This window comes from Janthinobacterium sp. GW458P (assembly GCF_002127585.1).
Taxonomy (GTDB): Bacteria; Pseudomonadota; Gammaproteobacteria; order Burkholderiales; family Burkholderiaceae_D; genus Janthinobacterium.
This window is the reverse complement of the sequence record NZ_NEGZ01000004.1, coordinates 75,653-92,981: the sequence shown is the minus strand read 5'-3', so window position 1 is coordinate 92,981 and position 17,329 is coordinate 75,653. Positions and strand designations below refer to the sequence as shown.

Genomic DNA, 17,329 nt, shown 5'->3' with positions numbered 1-17,329 from the left:
CTTGTGATTTCTGACTTCCATCAGCGGCGCCCTACCGCGTTGCCAACTGCTAGCAGTCGGCGCCTTGTATTGCATCCGGTTCTGTTTGTCATAAATCCACAAGAATTTCCTGACGATTACCTAGCTCGCAAGCAGAATAGCACATTTAAGTACGGTCGTTCGCAAAGTTGCGGCAACCCTCACTTTGTAAGCTTCGCGTAAGTTTCAAGCAAGCATGACGTAAGGTTTCGAGAACACACTCGCCTCCAAGCTGTTGCAAGAATGGTCAATAAAGACCTCGGCAACGGTTCACTATAAAACATAGGGAGACAAACCATGGCATCATCATCCGGCCCGGCCGACGTGCGGAAAATTTCCACCAAAGGAACGCCGATTACGCCAGAAGAACGCAAGGTCATCTTTGCATCTTCGCTCGGCACCGTGTTTGAATGGTACGATTTTTACCTGTACGGCTCGCTCGCTTCCATCATCGCCAAGCAATTCTTCATCGGCGACCCCACGACCACCTTCATTTTCGCCCTGCTGGCCTTTGCCGCCGGCTTCATCGTGCGCCCGTTCGGCGCGCTGGTCTTCGGCCGCCTGGGCGACATGATCGGCCGCAAATACACCTTCCTGATCACGATCCTGATCATGGGCGGCTCCACCTTCATCGTCGGCCTGCTGCCGGGCCACGCCTCCATCGGCATCGCCGCACCGATCATCCTCGTCATCCTGCGCATCCTGCAAGGCCTGGCGCTGGGCGGCGAATACGGCGGCGCAGCCACCTACGTGGCCGAGCACGCCCCTGAAGGCAAGCGCGGCGCATTCACGGCGTGGATACAGACAACGGCAACGCTGGGCTTTTTCCTGTCGCTGATCGTCATCCTGGGCACCCGCCTGGCCACGGGCGAGAAAGAGTTTGAAGCCTGGGGCTGGCGCGTGCCCTTCCTCGTCTCCGTCCTGCTGCTGGCCATCTCCGTCTGGATCCGCCTGGCCATGAACGAATCGCCGGCGTTTGCCAAGATGAAAGCCGAAGGCAAGACCTCGAAAGCGCCGCTGACGGAAGCGTTCGGCAAATGGAAAAACCTGAAGATCGTCATCCTGGCCCTGATCGGCCTGACGGCCGGCCAGGCCGTCGTCTGGTACACGGGCCAGTTCTACGCCCTGTTCTTCATGACCCAGACCCTGAAAGTGGACCTGGCCACGGCCACCATCCTGGTCGCCATCGCCCTGCTGCTGGCCACGCCGTTCTTCCTGTTCTTCGGCAGCCTGTCCGACCGCCTGGGCCGCAAATACATCATCCTCGGCGGCTGCCTGATCGCCGCGGCCACCTACTTCCCCATCTTCAACGGCCTGACCCACTTCGCCAATCCGCAGCTGGAAGCGGCACTGAAGAACTCGCCAGTGGTGGTGGTGGCCGATCCCGCCTCCTGCCACTTCCAGTTCAATATGACGGGTACCAAGAAGTTCCCATCGTCGTGCGACATCGCCGCCGGCTTCCTGTCGAACAGCTCGGTCAACTACACGAAGGAAGCGGCACCGGCCGGCAGCATCGCCAAGGTACGCATCGGCACAAAGGAATTTACGTCGTTTAATGCCGTCATGACGCCCGATGGTCTGAACTTCGATGCGGAAAGCAAGGCCCATGAAGCAGCGTTCAAGAAAGAAATCGGCGCCGGCATCAAGGAAGCGGGCTATCCGGCCAAGGCCGATCCGGAGCAGATCAACAAGCCGATGGTCGTGCTGCTGCTGTTTATCCTGGTGCTGTACGTGACCATGGTGTACGGCCCGATCGCCGCCATGCTGGTGGAAATGTTCCCGACGCGCATACGCTACACCTCGATGTCCCTGCCCTACCATATCGGCAACGGCTGGTTCGGCGGCCTGCTGCCGACCACGGCCTTCGCGCTGGTGGCCTTCAAGGGCGACATCTATTACGGCCTGTGGTACCCGATCGTCGTGGCCCTGGCGACGGTGGTCATCGGCACCCTGTTCGTCAAGGAAACCAAGGACAACAACATCTACGCCGACGATTGATACGGTGCAAACCCCGGCCGCAAGGCCGGGCGCCGCCATGCAAAACGCCGCTGACTTGTCAGCGGCGTTTTTTTTACCGGCGGCGCCAGCGGCGGCCGCTTACTTGGCGTTCTTGCCGTTTTTCAGCTGGTCGCGCTGCTGCACGTATTCCTGGTAGCTGGTCTGGTTGCGCTTGCGGCAGGCATTGCGGTCGTCGAAATTGTTCAGGCTGTTGCAGTACTCGCCGATCTTGTCCCGGTTCGCGTCATACAGCACCTCGCAGCCGGTCATGGCCAACAGGCAGGGAACGATCAGATATTTCATTGCATCTCTCATGTGGATGGACGGGATGGCACGACAAACAACACCGATTGCCAGCTTGGTAAGCGGGGCCGCTTTATCTTAACGCGTTCCCAGCAAGAAGTACAAGCGCTCGGTAATTACTTACGGGAATGGACTGCGGCCGGCATGGGCGTCAACGGCATGCCGCTCGTCCAAGTCCTCGTTCAACAGCGGATTGTTTTCCGCGAACGCGGCCAGGTGTTCGAGCAGCACGCGCACGCGGGCCGGCAGGTAGCGCCGCTGCGTCCACACGGCGTAGACGTGGCGCGGCTGCGGCATCCAGTCGGGCAGCACGCGCACGAGGCTGCCCCGGGCCACCTCGTCGCGGCATTGCAGTAACGGACACAGCAGGATGCCGATGCCGGCGTCGGCCATCTCCACGGCCAGGCGCATCTCGTTGACGCGCAGGCGCGCCTGCGGCGCGATCACCATCTCGGCGCCGTCGCCGGGCCGGCGCAAGCGCCAGCTGCGCAGCGGCTCGGCCACGATCAACTCGTGCTGTTCCAGTGCCTGCAAGTCCTGCGGCACGCCGGCGCGGGCCAGGTAAGCGGGCGCGGCCACCATCACCAGCGAAGCGCTGCCCAGGCGGCGCTGCATCAGCGAGGAATCGTCGAGCGCGCCCACGCGGATGGCCAGGTCGGCGCCGCTGCCCACCAGGTCTTGCAGCAGGTTCGACAGTTCCAGCTCCAGGCGGATGTCCGGATACTGCTGCATGAAGCTGACCCAGGCGGGCGTCAGCAGGCCGCTGGCGAAGTTGACGGGCGCCAGCACGCGGATGGTGCCGGAGACGGCCGCCAGGCTGGCGTCGAGCTGCTGCGTGGCTTGCCGCAGGGCGTGGACCAGGGGCCGGCACTGTTCATAGTATTGCCAGCCTTCCGCCGTCGGCTGCAGGCGGCGCGCGCTGCGGTTGAGCAAGCGGTAGCCGAGCTGGCCTTCCAGCTTTTGCAGCCGGCGCGTGACGGTGGCGGCCGGCAAATCTTCCTTGACGGCGGCCGCGTGCAGGCTGCCCGCCTCGACGATGGAGACAAACAGGGCTAGGTCATCGAGCATGATTCCTCAAGCATGGTTTCATTTATGGAATTTGAAATTAAAAATATGGCTCTAGTATAGATTGCTGCAAGTCGTTACGCTGGCATCTCTTCCATTTTCATGAAAAATACACCATGTCCGATGCCCTGCGCCTGCGTTTCGTGTTTGCCCTGCTGATGTCGTTCGTCATGACCTTGCTGATGAGCGCCTGGGTCACCTGGCTCAATATCGGCCTGCAGGCCGACTTCCTGCCCCGCTGGCGCCATGCGTTTTTCGCCGCCTGGCCCGTGGCCTTCTGCGCCGTGATGCTGTTCGCGCCCCGCGTGCAGCAGCTGAGCCGGCATATCGCGGCCCGCCTGGCGCGCCAGGCGGCGAGTTGACCGGCAGTTTCCCGCCCGCAGCGCCACTCGGTCACTACCGCCCACGGCGACCCCGATCCGGGCTATGCTATGGCCGTCCCTGTTTTCTGCGGAGTGCCCATGCTCGATCACGTTTCCCTCACCGTCAGCGACCTGGAACGCGCCGAGCGCTTCTATGACGCCGTCTTTGCCGCGCTGGACGTGCCCAAGGCGGGCAGCGACCATGCCAACGCCTGGATAGGCTACGGCGAGCGCAGCGATGCGGACCACCCCGGACGCAGCTATTTTTCCGTGCGCCTGGGCCCGCAGCCCGACGATGCGCCGCGCCGCCATTGCTGCTTCAAGGCGTCCACGCGGGCCGCCGTGGACGCCTTCTGGCAGGCGGGCCTGGCCCACGGCGGCTTCGACCTGGGCGCGCCCGGGCTGCGCCACTATCACGCCAGCTACTACGCGGCCTTCCTGTTCGATCCCGACGGCAACCGCATCGAAGCCGTCTGCCATCGTGCCGACGCCGGCTGACAGGACGGGAAATGCGCTTCTGTTCGGCATTTCCACTTCCAGACGATTTGCCTATAATGGCTGGCACGCCATACCGGGCAGTGAACCAAGAAGGAGATTCATGCATCATCTATTCGTCGGCCGCCGCGCGCGCACCATGCTCCTCTCCGGCGCCGGCCTGCTGCTGTCCGGCTGCTCCCTGCTGCCGTCCACCCCGGCCGCGCCGGGCGTGCCCGCCACGGCCGCCCTGCCCGACGCGAGCATCGCCTATACCCTGAGCGGCCAGGACGGCTTGCCCGTCATCTTCCAGTCGGCCATGGGCGACGGCAAGGAGGTGTGGGCCAAGGTGGTGCCCGAAGTGGCAAAGCAGCACCGCGTGCTCGTCTACGACCGCCCCGGCTACGGCGACAGCAAGAAGACCGCCACGCCGCGCGACCCCTGCACCATCGCCGCCCAGCAGCGCGCCCTGCTGGCGCAGGCAGGCCTGAAGCCGCCATATGTGCTCGTCGGCCATGGCCTGGGCGGGCTGTACCAGTACGTGTACGCCAGGCTGTACCCGCAGGACGTGGCCGGCCTGGTCCTGCTCGACCCCACGCATCCGCAGCAATGGAGCCGCCTGCAGACGGAGGCGCTCACCTACGCCATGCTCGTGAAGACGCGGCGCAAGCTCATGTTCAACAGTACGGAATCGGCCGAATTCGATGCACAGACGCAATGCCTGCAGCACGTCGACATGAGCAGCCCGCTGCGCCTGCCCGCCATGCTGCTGGTGCGCGACAAGTTCGGCATCGAGGAAACGGGCTCGTTTGAAGACGTCGTGCGGGCCCAGGAAAAGGATTGGCAGCGCCTTTCCGGCGCGCCGGCCATCGAGCGCATCACGGGCGCCGGCTCCTACATCCAGAAGGACAACCCCGTCATCGTCAACGAGGCGGTCAAGATGCTGACGAAGAAGAAATAAAAAAAGGGCAGAGAAATCTGCCCTTTTTGCATTCAGCATCTGAATCAGCTATTGAATCCCTTGCCCTCGCCCGCCAGTTTCACCAGCAGGGGCGCCGGCGTCCACGCTTCGCCGTGGCGGCCTTTCGCGTAGCCATTGATGGTGTCGAGTACGTTCGGCAAGCCGACCGTATCGGCATAGAACATGGGGCCGCCGCGGAACAGGGGGAAGCCGTAGCCCGTCAGATACACCATGTCGATGTCCGAGGCGCGCAGGGCGATGCCCTCTTCCAGGATGCGCGCACCCTCGTTGACGAGCGCGTACACGAGGCGTTCGACGATTTCCTGGTCGCCGATCTTGCGCCGCGCCACGCCGATGTCGGCCGAGTGCCGGACTATCATGGCGTTGACCTGTTCCGAGGCATACGCCTTGCGGTCGCCCGCCTTGTAGTCATACCAGCCGGCGCCCGTCTTCTGGCCAAAGCGCCCCAGTTCGCACAGCAGGTCGGCCGTCTGCGAATACGTGACGTCCGGCTTTTCCACATAGCGGCGCTTGCGGATGGCCCAGCCGATGTCGTTGCCGGCCAGGTCGGCCATGCGGAACGGGCCCATGGCGAAACCGAATTTCTCGACCGCCTTGTCGACCTGCTCCGGCAGGCAGCCCTCTTCCAGCAGGAAGCCGGCCTGGCGGCTGTATTGCTCGATCATGCGGTTGCCGATGAAGCCGTCGCATACGCCCGAGACGACGCCCGTCTTCTTGAGCTTTTTCGACAACGCCAGCGCCGTGGCCAGCACGTCCTTGCCCGTTGCCTTGCCACGCACGATTTCCAGCAGCTTCATCACGTTTGCCGGGCTGAAGAAATGCGTGCCGACCACGTCCTGCGGGCGCTCGGTGAACGCGGCGATCTTGTCCAGGTCTAAAGTGGAGGTGTTCGAGGCGAGAATGGCGCCCGGCTTCATGACGGCGTCGAGCTGTCTGAACACGGTTTCCTTGACGCCCAGCTCTTCGAAGACGGCTTCGATGACGATGTCGGCTTGCGCGATGTCGGCATAGGCCAGCGTGCCGGAGACGAGCGCGATGCGCTGTTCGGCCTTGTCCTGCGTCAACTTGCCCTTCCTGACCGTGTTTTCATAATTCCTGCGGATGGTGGCCAGGCCCTTGTCCAGCGCTTCCTGCTTCGTTTCCAGCAGCATCACGGGGATGCCCGCGTTGGCGAAATTCATGGCGATGCCGCCGCCCATGGTACCGGCGCCGACGATCGCCGCCTTGGCGATGGCGCGCACGGGCGTGTCGGACGGCACGTCGGGCACCTTGCTGGCGACACGCTCGGCGAAGAAGGCGTGGCGCAAGGCTTTCGATTCAGGCGACTGCACCAGCTGCATGAACAGTTCGCGCTCGTACTTGAGGCCATCGTCGAATTTCATCGTCACGGCGGCCGCCACGGCGTCCACGCATTTGAGCGGCGCGGGGAACGGACCGGACATGGCTTTGACGGTATTGCGCGAAAACTGCAGGAACGCTTCGTGGTTCGGGTAGTCAACCTTGCGCTCGCGCACTTTCGGCAGCGGGCGCACATCGGCCACTTTCGTGGCGAAGGCCACGGCGGCGGCCAGCAAGTCCGCGCCGGGCGCGATGACTTCGTCGAACAGGGCCGTGCCGGCCAGCTTGTCGGACGCCACGGGCGTGCCCGAGACGATCATGTTGAGGGCCATTTCCAGGCCCAGCACGCGCGGCAGGCGCTGCGTGCCGCCCGCGCCCGGCAAGATGCCGAGCTTGACTTCAGGCAAGGCCATCTGTGCGCCGGGCGCGACCACGCGGTAATTGCAGCCCAGCGCCAGCTCCAGGCCGCCACCCATGCAGACGCTGTGGATGGCCGCCACCACCGGCTTCGTGGATTGCTCGACGACATTGATCAGGGTATGCAGGGTCGGTTCCGTGAGGGCCTTGGGCGAATTGAATTCCTTGATGTCGGCGCCGCCGGAGAATGCCTTGCCGGCGCCCGTGATGACGATGGCTTTGACGGTCTCGTCGGCCAGCGCCTGGCGGATGCCGGCCACGGCGGCCGTGCGCGTGGCCAGTCCCAGGCCGTTGACGGGAGGGTTGGCCAGGGTAATGACGGCAACGGCGCCGTTCACTTGATATTCAGCACTCATGTCTCTTCCTTATTGGTTTTGCTCAAGTATGAGGTGGTTGCAAGGGATGAAGCTTCACTATACCGTATAAAAGAACGCTCGTATTATTTTTATCGTTTTCCGCTACGGCATGCATTGTTTGCCATGGTACCGCAACGTTTGCGGAAAGATTCTGCTGCAAGCAGCAAGTTCCAGTAGAAGCTATCGCTTGAATATTCATTTAAATAATAAAAACACAATAATAATAACGACGTTTTATATTACGAAAGAATGCGTCTGGTATATGCCGGCCTGGGTCAATTACGACAGTTTTTACATTATTTATTCCCGCCCCTTGTTTTTCGCCAAACGCTGGGGAATAATAAAATTATTGATTCAAATCAATAATCTACAATTTATTTATGTTAATGCAAACCGCGGGACCGGCACTGGCTGCCGTTCATCGCGCACATTCTCACCGATTATCACCAGGCGCGAACCGATGCAATAACATCGCTGCCTTATATGGATAGCAGAAAAATAATAAGCGCAGCCTGATCGCCCCCATTCCTCTTCTCACACCGAAGGAAACATTATGGACGCAGCCAGCCATGTCAGCCACTCCCAGGGTCTGGACTTACAAGCGATAAATACGGCACTGAACCGTGTCCAGGCCGTCATCGAATTCGAACTCGACGGCACCATCCTGCATGCGAATGACAATTTCCTGCGCGTGCTCGGCTATACCTTGGCCGAAGTGCAAGGCAAGCACCATGCCATCCTCTGCGACCCCGAGTATGTGAAAACGGATGAATACAGCAACTTCTGGGCCAAGCTGGGACGGGGCGAATTCGACCAGGGCGAATACAAGCGCCGCGCCAGGGATGGGCGCGAAGTGTGGATCAACGCGTCGTACAACCCCATCCTCGACGCGAACGGCAAGCCGTATAAAGTCATCAAGTTCGCTACCGACGTCACGGCCATGAAGACGCGCAACGCCGAATACGAGGGCAAGGTCAGCGCCATCGGCAAGGCGCAGGCCGTGATCGAGTTCGACATGCACGGCAACGTGCTCGACGCGAACGACAATTTCCTCGCCGTCATGGGCTACGACTTGAGCGATATCAAGGGCGAACATCACCGCCTGTTCTGCGAGCCCGAGTACGCGGGCAGCACCGACTACAAGAAATTCTGGCAAAAGCTCAACCGCGGCGAGTTCGACAGCGGCCGCTACAAGCGCCTGGGCAACCACGGCAAGGTGGTGTGGATACAGGCCACCTACAATCCCATCCTCGACCTGAACGGCAAGCCCTATAAAGTGGTCAAGTTCGCCATCGACATCACGGACCAGGTAAACCTGGAAAACAGCATCCAGGCCAGGTCCGCCAGCGACAGCCGCAAGGTCAACGCCCTGCTCGAATCGGTGGCGCGCGCGGCCCAGGGCGACCTGACGTGCCATATCGTGCCCGAAGGCGAGGAACCGATCGACCTGCTGGCCGGCGGCATCAGCAAGATGATTACCGACCTGCGTGGCGTGATCGGCAACGTGGTGTCGGCGGCGAACGGCTTTGCCGACGCCTCGCACACGATCGCCGAGCGGGCCACGGGCGTGGCCGTGGGCACGCAGGCGCTGGGCGCGACGGTGGAGGAAATGAACGCCTCCATCGACGGCCTGACGTTTTCCATCAATTCCATCGCCGAAAACACCTCGAGCGCCGACTCGCTGGCCAAAGCCACGCAGCAGGAGGCGGAAGCGGGCGCGCGCGCCGTCGCCAAGTCCATCGAGGCGATGGACCTGATCAACCGCTCGTCGGAAGACATCGGCGAAATCGTCAAGGTCATCAGCGAGATCGCCAGCCAGACGAATATGCTGGCCTTCAACGCGGCCATCGAGGCGGCGCGCGCGGGCGAGCACGGCCTGGGCTTTTCCGTCGTCGCCGACGAGGTGCGCAAGCTGGCCGAGCGTTCCTCGCAGGCAACAAAAGAGATTTCCAAGCTGATCAACGAATCCGTCAAGCGCGTCTCCACCGGCAGCGAGATTTCGCGCCAGGCCAGCGACGCCTTCGACAAGATCGTCTCGGGCGTGGCCAAGACCACGCTGGCCATCTCGGACATCTCGAAGGCGGCCAACGAGCAGCTGCTGACGGCGCGCGAAGTGTCGACAGCGATCCAGTACATCGCCGAGGAAACGGAAAAGTCGGCCGCCAACTGCGACAGCATCGCCCGCTCCACGGATGGCCTGAACGAGCGCGCGGGCAGCCTGAACCAGACCGTTTCCGGCTTCGTGGTGTAGACGATGAGCCACGCGGCCACCTTGACGCCCGAAGTCCTGACGACCCTGATCGCCCTGGTGCGCCAGCATACGGGCATCGCCATGACGGCGCGCAAGAGCGTGCTGCTGGAACGGCGCTTGCAGCCCCGGCTGCAGGCGCTGGCCCTGCACAGCTACCAGGCGTACCTGGAGCGCGTGGCCAGCGACGGCGACGAGGTAGCCCATTTCATCGACCTGGTGACCACCAACGACACCCTGTTCTTCCGCACGCCGCACATCTGGGACTACTTCCGCGACCGCTACCTGCCCGCCTGGGCGCGCGCCCATCCGGACGGCTGCCTGAACGTGTGGTCGGCGGCCGCGGCCAGCGGCGAGGAACTGTATTCGATCGCCATGCTGTGCGAGCAATTCCGGCTGCAAGCGCCCGCCTTCCGCTACCAGATCCTGGCCAGCGACATTTCACGGCACATCCTCGCCGCAGCGAAGGCGGGCCAGTACAGCGGGCGCTCCGTCGAGCGCATCCGCCTGTCGCACCCGGAATTGCTGCGCAAATACTTCACGCCGTCGCCGCATGGCGTGCAGGTCAACGAGGAACTGCGGCGGCACGTCAGCTTTGCGCAGCACAATCTGCTCGATGTGCTGCGCCCCGCGCGGCGGTTCGACCTCGTATTCCTGCGCAACGTGCTGATTTATTTCGACGCGGAGCACCAGGAAACCGTGCTGCGCCAGGCGCGCGCCAGCCTCAGGGACGATGGCCGGCTGATCCTGGGCGAGTCGGAAAGCATCGCCCGCCTGGGCACCGGCTACCAGTTCGAGTTCCCCATGATTTACAAGGCGGGCAGCGCATGAGCACCATCGTCGACCCCGGCCTGCCGCTGCAGCTTGTCGGCATGGGGCAGCTGAGCGTGGGCACGCGCGACGAGCAGCTGCAGGCGCTGCTCGGGTCCTGCATCGGCATCGGTTTGCTCTGGAAGAAGGGCCATTGCTGCGGCCTGGCCCACTGCCTGCTGCCCGAAGCGCCGCACGCCGGCAGTGCCGCGGGCGCGCCGGATGCATGCGCCCTGACTGCACGCTATGTGAGCCAGGCCGTGCCTGCGCTGCTGCGCCTGATGGGCGCGCGCCAGGCCGATTACGCCGATATCGAGGTGGTGCTGGCGGGCGGCGCCAGCATGTTCGGCCCCGCCCACGTCCATGGCCGCCTGCAGGTGGGCCGGCAAAATGCGCAGGCGGCGCAGAAATACCTGGCCCAATGCGGCTTGCGCGTGAGTTTTTGCGCGCTGGGCGGGAACCACGGGCGCCAGTTGCTGATCGATTGCGCCCGCCACAGCTATGCCGTCGTCGACGTCGTGGCGCCAGCCGGTTTGACTCAACGCAAGGAAAGCGCGTATGGACATGCATGAAGGACGCGAGGGCGGCGGCGCCACGGAACTGTTCGGCTCCTTCTTTCTCGGCGGCGATGAATTCGCCCTGCCCGCCAGCTGCATCCGCGAAGTGGTCAACTACCCGGCCAGGGTCACCGCCCTGCCCCTGTCGCCGCCCTATCTGGAAGGCATGTTTACCTTGCGCGGCAGCGTCATTCCGGTGGTCAACCTGGGCCGGCTGTTCCGCGCCGATGCGCCGCGCGCCGTGGCCACGGACAAGATCGCCATCCTCGACTTCCAGCAGGTGCTCGTCGGCATCGTCTTCCAGGAGACGGGCGAAATCCTGCGCGTGCCCGCCAGCGACCGCAGCGCCCTGCACTATGCGAGCGGCGACGCCCACGCCGTCATTGCCGGCACGATCTTGCTCGGCGGCGGCGCGCGCCTGCTGCAAATCCTCGACCCGCACGCCCTGCTGCACATCGAAAACGTGCCCCACGTGCTGGCCCTGCAGGCGACCGGCGCCAGGCCCGGCACGGCCCGCCGCCATGCGCAGGGCGAACGCCGCCGGTGCGTCAGCTTCCATGCGGCCGGCGCCACGTTTGCCTTTGAAATGCTGGCCATCCAGGAAATCATCAAGGTGCCGGAGCTGCACAGCTCCCTGCTGAACAGCGCGCTGTGCCTGGGCCGCATGCATTTTCGCGGCAGCCAGGTGGCCGTCGTCGATTTCGGCGCCCTGCTGCAGGCGGCAGAACCGGCCGCGGCGGCCAAGGCGGCCAAGGCGGCCACCCTGGACCAGCGCGTCATCGTCGTGCGGCTGGGCGACACGAGCGTAGGCTTCCTTGTCGATTCCATCGACAGCATCGTGCATTTCTTTGGCGACGAAGTACTGCCGATTCCCCTGCTGAGCAAGGCGCGCGCCGCCATGTTCGCCGGCTGCATCACGCGAGAAGGCCTGGGCGACATCATTTACCTGGACCACAAAGAAATCCTGTCGCAAACGGAAATCGTCGAGATGCGCGACGGCCACGCGCGCCTGTATCCGGCCGATGCGGAAACGAGCGCCGCCACGCACCAGGCGCGGCGCCGCGTCTACATCACGTTTACCGTGGAAACGCCGTTCGCCGTGGAGATCGGGCAAGTGCGCGAAATCATCGACTTCAGCGGCGCCATCACGACGCCGCCGGGCATGCCGGCCTGCATGCGCGGCATGCTCAAGCTGCGCCAGCAAATGATCAGCATCATCGACCTGCGCCGGCTGTATGCGATGCCGCCCCTGCCGGACGCCAGCAGCGGCAAGATTTTGATCGTGGAACGGGGCGACGAACGCTATGGCTTCCTCGTCGACCACGTCGATAACATCATGACCATTTCCGACAGCCAGCGCTTTGCGGCGCCGCAAATCATCCGCACCGGCACGCACGACGACCTGCGCAGCGAGATGGATGAAATGCTTGATATCGGCACGGAGGCGCAGCGCCAGACCCTGTCCGTCTTCCAGTGCGACCACCTGCTGGAAAAGCTGGGGGCGGCGCTGCCGCAGGCGGCCTAGGCGGCTTTACATGCCGGGCAGCCGGTGCCCCTTGAACTGCTCGCGCAGCTTGTTCTTCTGGATCTTGCCCGTGGCGCCCATGGGCAAGGCGTCGATGAACAGCACGTCGTCGGGCGTCCACCACTTGGCGATCTTGCCGTCGAAAAACTGCAATAACGCTTCGCGCGTGACCGTCATGCCGGGGCGCAATACCACCACAAGCACGGGGCGCTCATCCCATTTCGGGTGGAACACGCCGATGCAGGCCGCCTGCAGCACGGCCGGGTGGGCCATGGCCAGGTTTTCCAGGTCGATCGTGCCGATCCACTCGCCGCCCGACTTGATCACGTCCTTGCTGCGGTCCGTGATCTGCATGTAGCCGTCCGCGTCGATGGTGGCCACGTCGCCCGTGGGGAACCAGCCGTCCTGCAGCGCGTCGCCGCCCTCGTTCTTGTAGTACGAGGCGATGATCCACGGCCCTTTCACGAGCAGATGGCCGTAGGCCACGCCATCCCACGGCAACTCCTTGCCGTCGTCGTCGACGATCTTCATGTCCACGCCGTAGATCGCATGGCCCTGCTTTTGCAGGATCTTGCGCTGTTCGGCTTTCGGCAAGTCCAGGTGCTTGGTCTGCAAGCCCCCTGCCGTGCCCAGCGGCGACATTTCCGTCATGCCCCAGGCGTGGATGACCTCGATGTCGAACTTGTCGATCAGGGTATCCATCATGGCCGGCGGGCACGCCGCGCCGCCGATCACCGTGCGGCGGAAGGAGGAGAATTTCAAGTCATTCTGCAAGGCATGGTTCAGCAAGCCCAGCCAGACGGTGGGCACGCCGGCCGAGAACGTCACTTTTTCCGCCTCGAACAATTCATACAGCGACTTGCCGTCCAGCGCCGCGCCGGGGAACACCATGCGCGCGCCGGACAGGGGCACGGAATACGGCAAGCCCCAGGCATTCACGTGGAACATGGGCACGACGGGCAGCACGGTATCGGAGGCGCGCACGTTCAGGGCGCTGGGCATGGCCGAGGCATAGGCGTGCAGCACGGTCGAGCGGTGCGAATACAGGGCGCCCTTGGGATTGCCCGTCGTGCCCGACGTATAGCACAGGGTGGCGGCCGCGTTTTCATCGAACAAGGGCCACGCGTAATCGTCGGAATGCGTGGCGATCAGGTCTTCATAGCACAGCAGGTCGGGGATGCTGCTGCTGGCGGGCATGCGGTCGCGGTCGCACATCAGCACGAAATGGCGGACAAAGGTGCAGTCGGCGGCGATTTTCTCCACCACGGGCAGGAAAGTCAGGTCGAACAGCAAGACCTGGTCTTCGGCGTGGTTCGAGATATAGGCGATCTGGTCGGGAAACAGGCGCGGATTGATCGTGTGCAAGACCGCGCCCGAGCCGGACACGGCATAGTAGGCTTCCAGGTGGCGGTAGCCGTTCCAGGCCAGGGTGGCGACCCGGTCGCCCATGCCGACGCCGAGGCCATGCAGGGCATTGGCCAGCCGGCGCGCGCGCTGGTGGCAATCGCGGTAGGTGTAGCGGTGCATATCGCCTTCGACCCGCCGCGAAATGATTTCGCTGCCGCCATAATGACGCGCTGCAAACTCGATAATGCTGGAAATCAGCAGGGGCTGGTTCATCATCTGGCCCATCACTGGACTCAAGGGGAATGCCGACATCGTGTCTCCTGGGGTGGCTACTCGGTTATTGTTGGAATTGACAGATTTTTCCTAGTTTCGTACGGTCGTGCGGAAATCGTCAACGCATTTCGATATTGCATTGCAGCATGGAATTTTTGATTCCGTTTTTCACCCTGCCCAAGCCCGCCACGGCAGGCCAGAAGGCGTCCGCCGCACGCTGCGGCGCCGTGCGGTAAAATCGCATTCCAGGCTGGCGCCGTCTGCCAGCGCACCTACCTTGAATGGAATTGCCATCAGCGCTACTACCTTACCACTGGATAACGCCTTTGCGGCCCTGCCGCCCGCGTTCTATACGCGGCTGATGCCCACGCCCCTGCCCGCGCCCTACTTCGTCGCCGCCAGCGCGCCGGCTGCCAGCCTGATCGGCCTCGATGCGGCCCGCCTGGCCGAACCCGACTATGTGGAGTTGCTGATCGGCAATGCCGTGGCCGAGCGTTCGCAGCCCCTGTCGGCCGTGTATTCGGGCCACCAGTTCGGCGTCTGGGCCGGCCAGTTGGGCGACGGCCGCGCCATCCTGCTGGGCGACATCGCCACGCAAGGCGGTCCGCTGGAGCTGCAGCTGAAAGGCGCCGGCGCCACGCCGTATTCGCGCATGGGCGACGGACGCGCCGTGCTGCGCTCGTCCATCCGCGAATTCCTCTGCTCGGAAGCCATGGCGGCGCTGGGCATCCCCACCTCGCGCGCGCTGTCCATCATGGGCTCGCAGCAAGGCGTGATGCGCGAAACAGTCGAGACGGCGGCCGTCGTCACGCGCATGGCGCCCACGTTCGTGCGCTTCGGCTCGTTCGAGCACTGGTTTTACCGCAAGCAGCCGGACGAACTGAAAATCCTCGCCGATTACGTGATCGACGCTTTTTATCCCGCTTTGCGCGCCGCAGCAAATCCATACCAGGCCTTGCTGGCCGAAGTGTGCGTGCGCACGGCGCACATGATCGCGCAATGGCAAGCCGTCGGCTTCATGCATGGCGTCATGAATACGGACAATATGTCCATCCTCGGCCTGACCCTCGATTACGGCCCCTTCGGCTTCATGGAAGCGTTTGACGCCGAACACATCTGCAACCATACGGACCAGCAGGGCCGCTATTCCTACGCCAACCAGCCGCAGGTGGGCCACTGGAACTGCTATGCGCTGGGCCAGGCTTTGCTGCCCTTGATCGGCGAAGTGGAACTGGCGCAGGCGGCGCTGGACAGCTACCAACCCGCCTTTGCGGAGAAGATGAATGCCTTGCTGCGCGCCAAGCTGGGCTTGCAGGCGAGCCGGGACGGCGATACGGCCCTGTTCGACAGCATGTTTGCGCTGATGCAAGCCAATCACGTGGATTTCACGAATTTCTTCCGCGCCTTGTCTACACTGCAGCTAGCGGCGCCCGAACATGACACCATGCTGCGCGACATGTTCATCGACCGCCCCGCCTTCGATGCGTGGGCAGCGCAATACCGCGCGCGCCTGGCGCAGGAGCACAGCGTTGACGCCGGGCGCCGGGCGGCCATGGACCGGGTCAACCCGAAATACGTGCTGCGCAACTACCTGGCGCAGGTGGCCATCGAGAAAGCCCTGCAGCAGGACTACACGGAAGTGGCGAAATTGCTGGAAATACTGCAAAAGCCATTTGACGAACAGCCGGAACACCAGCACTATGCGGCCCTGCCGCCCGACTGGGCCAGCCACCTTGAAGTCAGCTGCTCATCCTAAGGAGTCATTATGACCACGAATAAAGTCAGAAAAACCGACGCCGAATGGCGCGCCATGCTCGACTCGATGCAATACGAAGTGACGCGCCACGCGGCCACGGAACGCGCGTTCACGGGCCAGTTCTGGGACCACCATGAACACGGCGTCTACACCTGCGTCTGCTGCAACACGCCCTTGTTCGCCTCGGACACGAAATTCGACTCGGGCTGCGGCTGGCCCAGCTATTTCCAGGCGCTGGACCCGGCGAATGTCACGGAAATCGTCGACCGCAGCCACGGCATGGTGCGCACGGAAATCGTCTGCGCCGTCTGTGACGCCCACCTGGGCCACGTCTTCCCGGACGGCCCGCCGCCGACCGGCTTGCGCTATTGCATCAATTCGGCCTCCTTGCGCTTCGATCCGCAGCCTTGATGCCACAGGAATGACCGGGAGCGCGAATATTGCTCCTAAGTCATTCCTAAGATGTTTACACCACGCTCATAGTAAAGTCTCGCCATGAAATTTCTATTCGACCTCTTCCCCCTGATCGCCTTCTTCGCCGCCTTCAAGCTGGGCGGCATGTATGAAGCGGCCACGCACGATTTCGTGCAGCACTATTTGTCCGGCTTCGTGTCAGGCGGCCTGATCAAGGCCGACCAGGCGCCGTGGATACTCGCCACCCTCGTCGGCATCGTCGCCACGGCCTGCCAGGTCAGCTATCTGTTGTTGCGCGGGCGCAAGGTGGACGGCATGCTGTGGCTGTCGCTGTTCATCTTCGTCGTGTTCGGCGGCGCCAGCATCTATCTGCATGACGATTTCTTCCTGAAATGGAAGCCGACCCTGATCTACTGGCTGTCCGGCCTGGCCCTCTTGATCGCCCATGTGGGCTTCAAGAAAAACCTGATCCGCAAGACCATGGAAGCGCAGGTGCAGTTGCCCGAGGCCGTATGGAACCAGTTGCTGGCCGCCTGGATCATCTTCTTCGGCGCCATCGGCGCGCTCAATTTGTTCGTTGCCTTCGTGCTGTACAAGGGCGACATGGCCGCCTGGGTCAGTTTCAAGGCGTTTGGCGCGACGGGCATCTTCTTTGCCTTCATCGTGGCGCAAACCCTGTTCCTCGCCAAACATATCAAGGAAGACGCATGATCGATACCACCACCGGGAATACCTCGCCGGCAACGCGCATGCAGCGCATTCTTACCCGCCTGGAAACGGCACTTTCCCCTCTGGAATGCGTGCTGGAAGACGACTCGGCGCGCCACCGGGGCCATGCGGGCGCCGCCTCGGGCGGAGGCCATTACAATCTGCGCATTATTTCTAGCCAATTTGAAGGCCTCAGACTCGTCATGCGCCATCGACTGGTGTATGATTCCGTGCACGATATGATGCATAATGAGATACATGCATTGGCGATTGTGGCATTGGCGCCGTCCGAGGTAGCATAAGGATGGCGTTTTTGGCGTACCCGGACGGCTTGGGTGCGCCTTTGCTTCCGGCGCCATGTCATGGATTTCTTTCCAT

The 17,329-nt window shown here is 62.9% G+C and carries 16 protein-coding genes; 12 read left to right on the top strand and 4 right to left on the bottom strand.

The annotated features are described in order from the left end of the window. The first annotated feature begins 315 nt into the window (after window positions 1–315). A complete protein-coding gene (locus CBW50_RS05155) occupies window positions 316–2,016 on the top strand; it encodes an MFS transporter (RefSeq protein WP_086144528.1) in 1,701 nt (566 codons plus the stop codon). A 99-nt stretch (window positions 2,017–2,115) separates the two neighbouring features. Here CBW50_RS05155 and CBW50_RS05150 read toward each other — a convergent pair whose 3' ends face one another. After that, entirely contained in the window at window positions 2,116–2,319 is a 204-nt protein-coding gene (locus CBW50_RS05150) for a hypothetical protein (RefSeq protein WP_086144527.1), read from the bottom strand. A gap of 120 nt (window positions 2,320–2,439) precedes the next feature. After that, window positions 2,440–3,387, bottom strand: a complete 948-nt coding sequence (locus CBW50_RS05145; RefSeq protein ID WP_086144526.1) for a LysR family transcriptional regulator — start codon at window positions 3,385–3,387, stop codon at window positions 2,440–2,442. A 113-nt stretch (window positions 3,388–3,500) separates the two neighbouring features. Here CBW50_RS05145 and CBW50_RS05140 point away from each other — a divergent pair, with 113 nt between their 5' ends. The 3 genes from CBW50_RS05140 (at window position 3,501) to CBW50_RS05130 (ending at window position 5,181) form a co-directional block, all read left to right on the top strand. Next, on the top strand, window positions 3,501–3,746 hold the full coding sequence (locus CBW50_RS05140; RefSeq protein ID WP_086144525.1) for a DUF2798 domain-containing protein: 246 nt from the start codon (window positions 3,501–3,503) through the stop codon (window positions 3,744–3,746). 99 nt (window positions 3,747–3,845) lie between these two features. Next, window positions 3,846–4,244, top strand: coding sequence for a VOC family protein (locus CBW50_RS05135; protein ID WP_086144524.1), 399 nt, complete (start codon window positions 3,846–3,848; stop codon window positions 4,242–4,244). A 100-nt stretch (window positions 4,245–4,344) separates the two neighbouring features. After that, window positions 4,345–5,181 (top strand): alpha/beta hydrolase, encoded by an 837-nt coding sequence (locus CBW50_RS05130; protein WP_086144523.1) that lies wholly within the window; start codon window positions 4,345–4,347, stop codon window positions 5,179–5,181. 44 nt (window positions 5,182–5,225) lie between these two features. Here the strand turns inward: CBW50_RS05130 and CBW50_RS05125 are convergent, their stop codons facing one another. Continuing rightward, on the bottom strand, window positions 5,226–7,313 hold the full coding sequence (locus CBW50_RS05125; protein WP_086144522.1) for a 3-hydroxyacyl-CoA dehydrogenase NAD-binding domain-containing protein: 2,088 nt from the start codon (window positions 7,311–7,313) through the stop codon (window positions 5,226–5,228). A 553-nt stretch (window positions 7,314–7,866) separates the two neighbouring features. On the opposite strand from CBW50_RS05125, the gene CBW50_RS05120 reads away from it, so the two are divergent. The 4 genes from CBW50_RS05120 to CBW50_RS05105 are packed head-to-tail and all read left to right on the top strand — an operon-like array spanning window position 7,867 to window position 12,453. Continuing rightward, window positions 7,867–9,564, top strand: a complete 1,698-nt coding sequence (locus CBW50_RS05120; RefSeq protein WP_086144521.1) for a PAS domain-containing methyl-accepting chemotaxis protein — start codon at window positions 7,867–7,869, stop codon at window positions 9,562–9,564. 3 nt (window positions 9,565–9,567) lie between these two features. After that, on the top strand, window positions 9,568–10,392 hold the full coding sequence (locus CBW50_RS05115) for a protein-glutamate O-methyltransferase CheR (RefSeq protein ID WP_086144520.1): 825 nt from the start codon (window positions 9,568–9,570) through the stop codon (window positions 10,390–10,392). Next, window positions 10,389–10,943, top strand: a complete 555-nt coding sequence (locus CBW50_RS05110) for a chemotaxis protein CheD (RefSeq protein ID WP_086144519.1) — start codon at window positions 10,389–10,391, stop codon at window positions 10,941–10,943. Before CBW50_RS05115 ends, CBW50_RS05110 begins: the two co-directional genes overlap by 4 nt. After that, window positions 10,930–12,453, top strand: coding sequence for a chemotaxis protein CheW (locus CBW50_RS05105; protein WP_226935672.1), 1,524 nt, complete (start codon window positions 10,930–10,932; stop codon window positions 12,451–12,453). Before CBW50_RS05110 ends, CBW50_RS05105 begins: the two co-directional genes overlap by 14 nt. 6 nt (window positions 12,454–12,459) lie before the next feature. Here the strand turns inward: CBW50_RS05105 and CBW50_RS05100 are convergent, their stop codons facing one another. Next, the gene (locus CBW50_RS05100) at window positions 12,460–14,112 is read right to left on the bottom strand and encodes a 3-(methylthio)propionyl-CoA ligase (RefSeq protein WP_086144518.1); all 1,653 of its coding nucleotides are present in this window, start codon (window positions 14,110–14,112) and stop codon (window positions 12,460–12,462) included. Window positions 14,113–14,350: 238 nt separating this feature from the next. Between CBW50_RS05100 and CBW50_RS05095 the strand changes: the two genes are divergently transcribed. The 4 genes from CBW50_RS05095 to CBW50_RS05080 all read left to right on the top strand — a co-directional run bounded on the left by CBW50_RS05095 (window position 14,351) and on the right by CBW50_RS05080 (window position 17,253). Beyond that, complete coding sequence (locus CBW50_RS05095) at window positions 14,351–15,829, top strand: YdiU family protein (RefSeq protein WP_086144517.1); 1,479 nt, start codon at window positions 14,351–14,353, stop codon at window positions 15,827–15,829. Between the two features lie 9 nt (window positions 15,830–15,838). Next, window positions 15,839–16,240 (top strand): peptide-methionine (R)-S-oxide reductase MsrB, encoded by a 402-nt coding sequence (gene msrB, locus CBW50_RS05090; protein ID WP_086144516.1) that lies wholly within the window; start codon window positions 15,839–15,841, stop codon window positions 16,238–16,240. Window positions 16,241–16,324: 84 nt separating this feature from the next. Next, complete coding sequence (locus tag CBW50_RS05085) at window positions 16,325–16,954, top strand: septation protein A (protein WP_086144515.1); 630 nt, start codon at window positions 16,325–16,327, stop codon at window positions 16,952–16,954. Next, window positions 16,951–17,253, top strand: a complete 303-nt coding sequence (locus tag CBW50_RS05080) for a BolA family transcriptional regulator (protein ID WP_226935674.1) — start codon at window positions 16,951–16,953, stop codon at window positions 17,251–17,253. Before CBW50_RS05085 ends, CBW50_RS05080 begins: the two co-directional genes overlap by 4 nt. The last annotated feature ends 76 nt before the right edge of the window (window positions 17,254–17,329 follow it).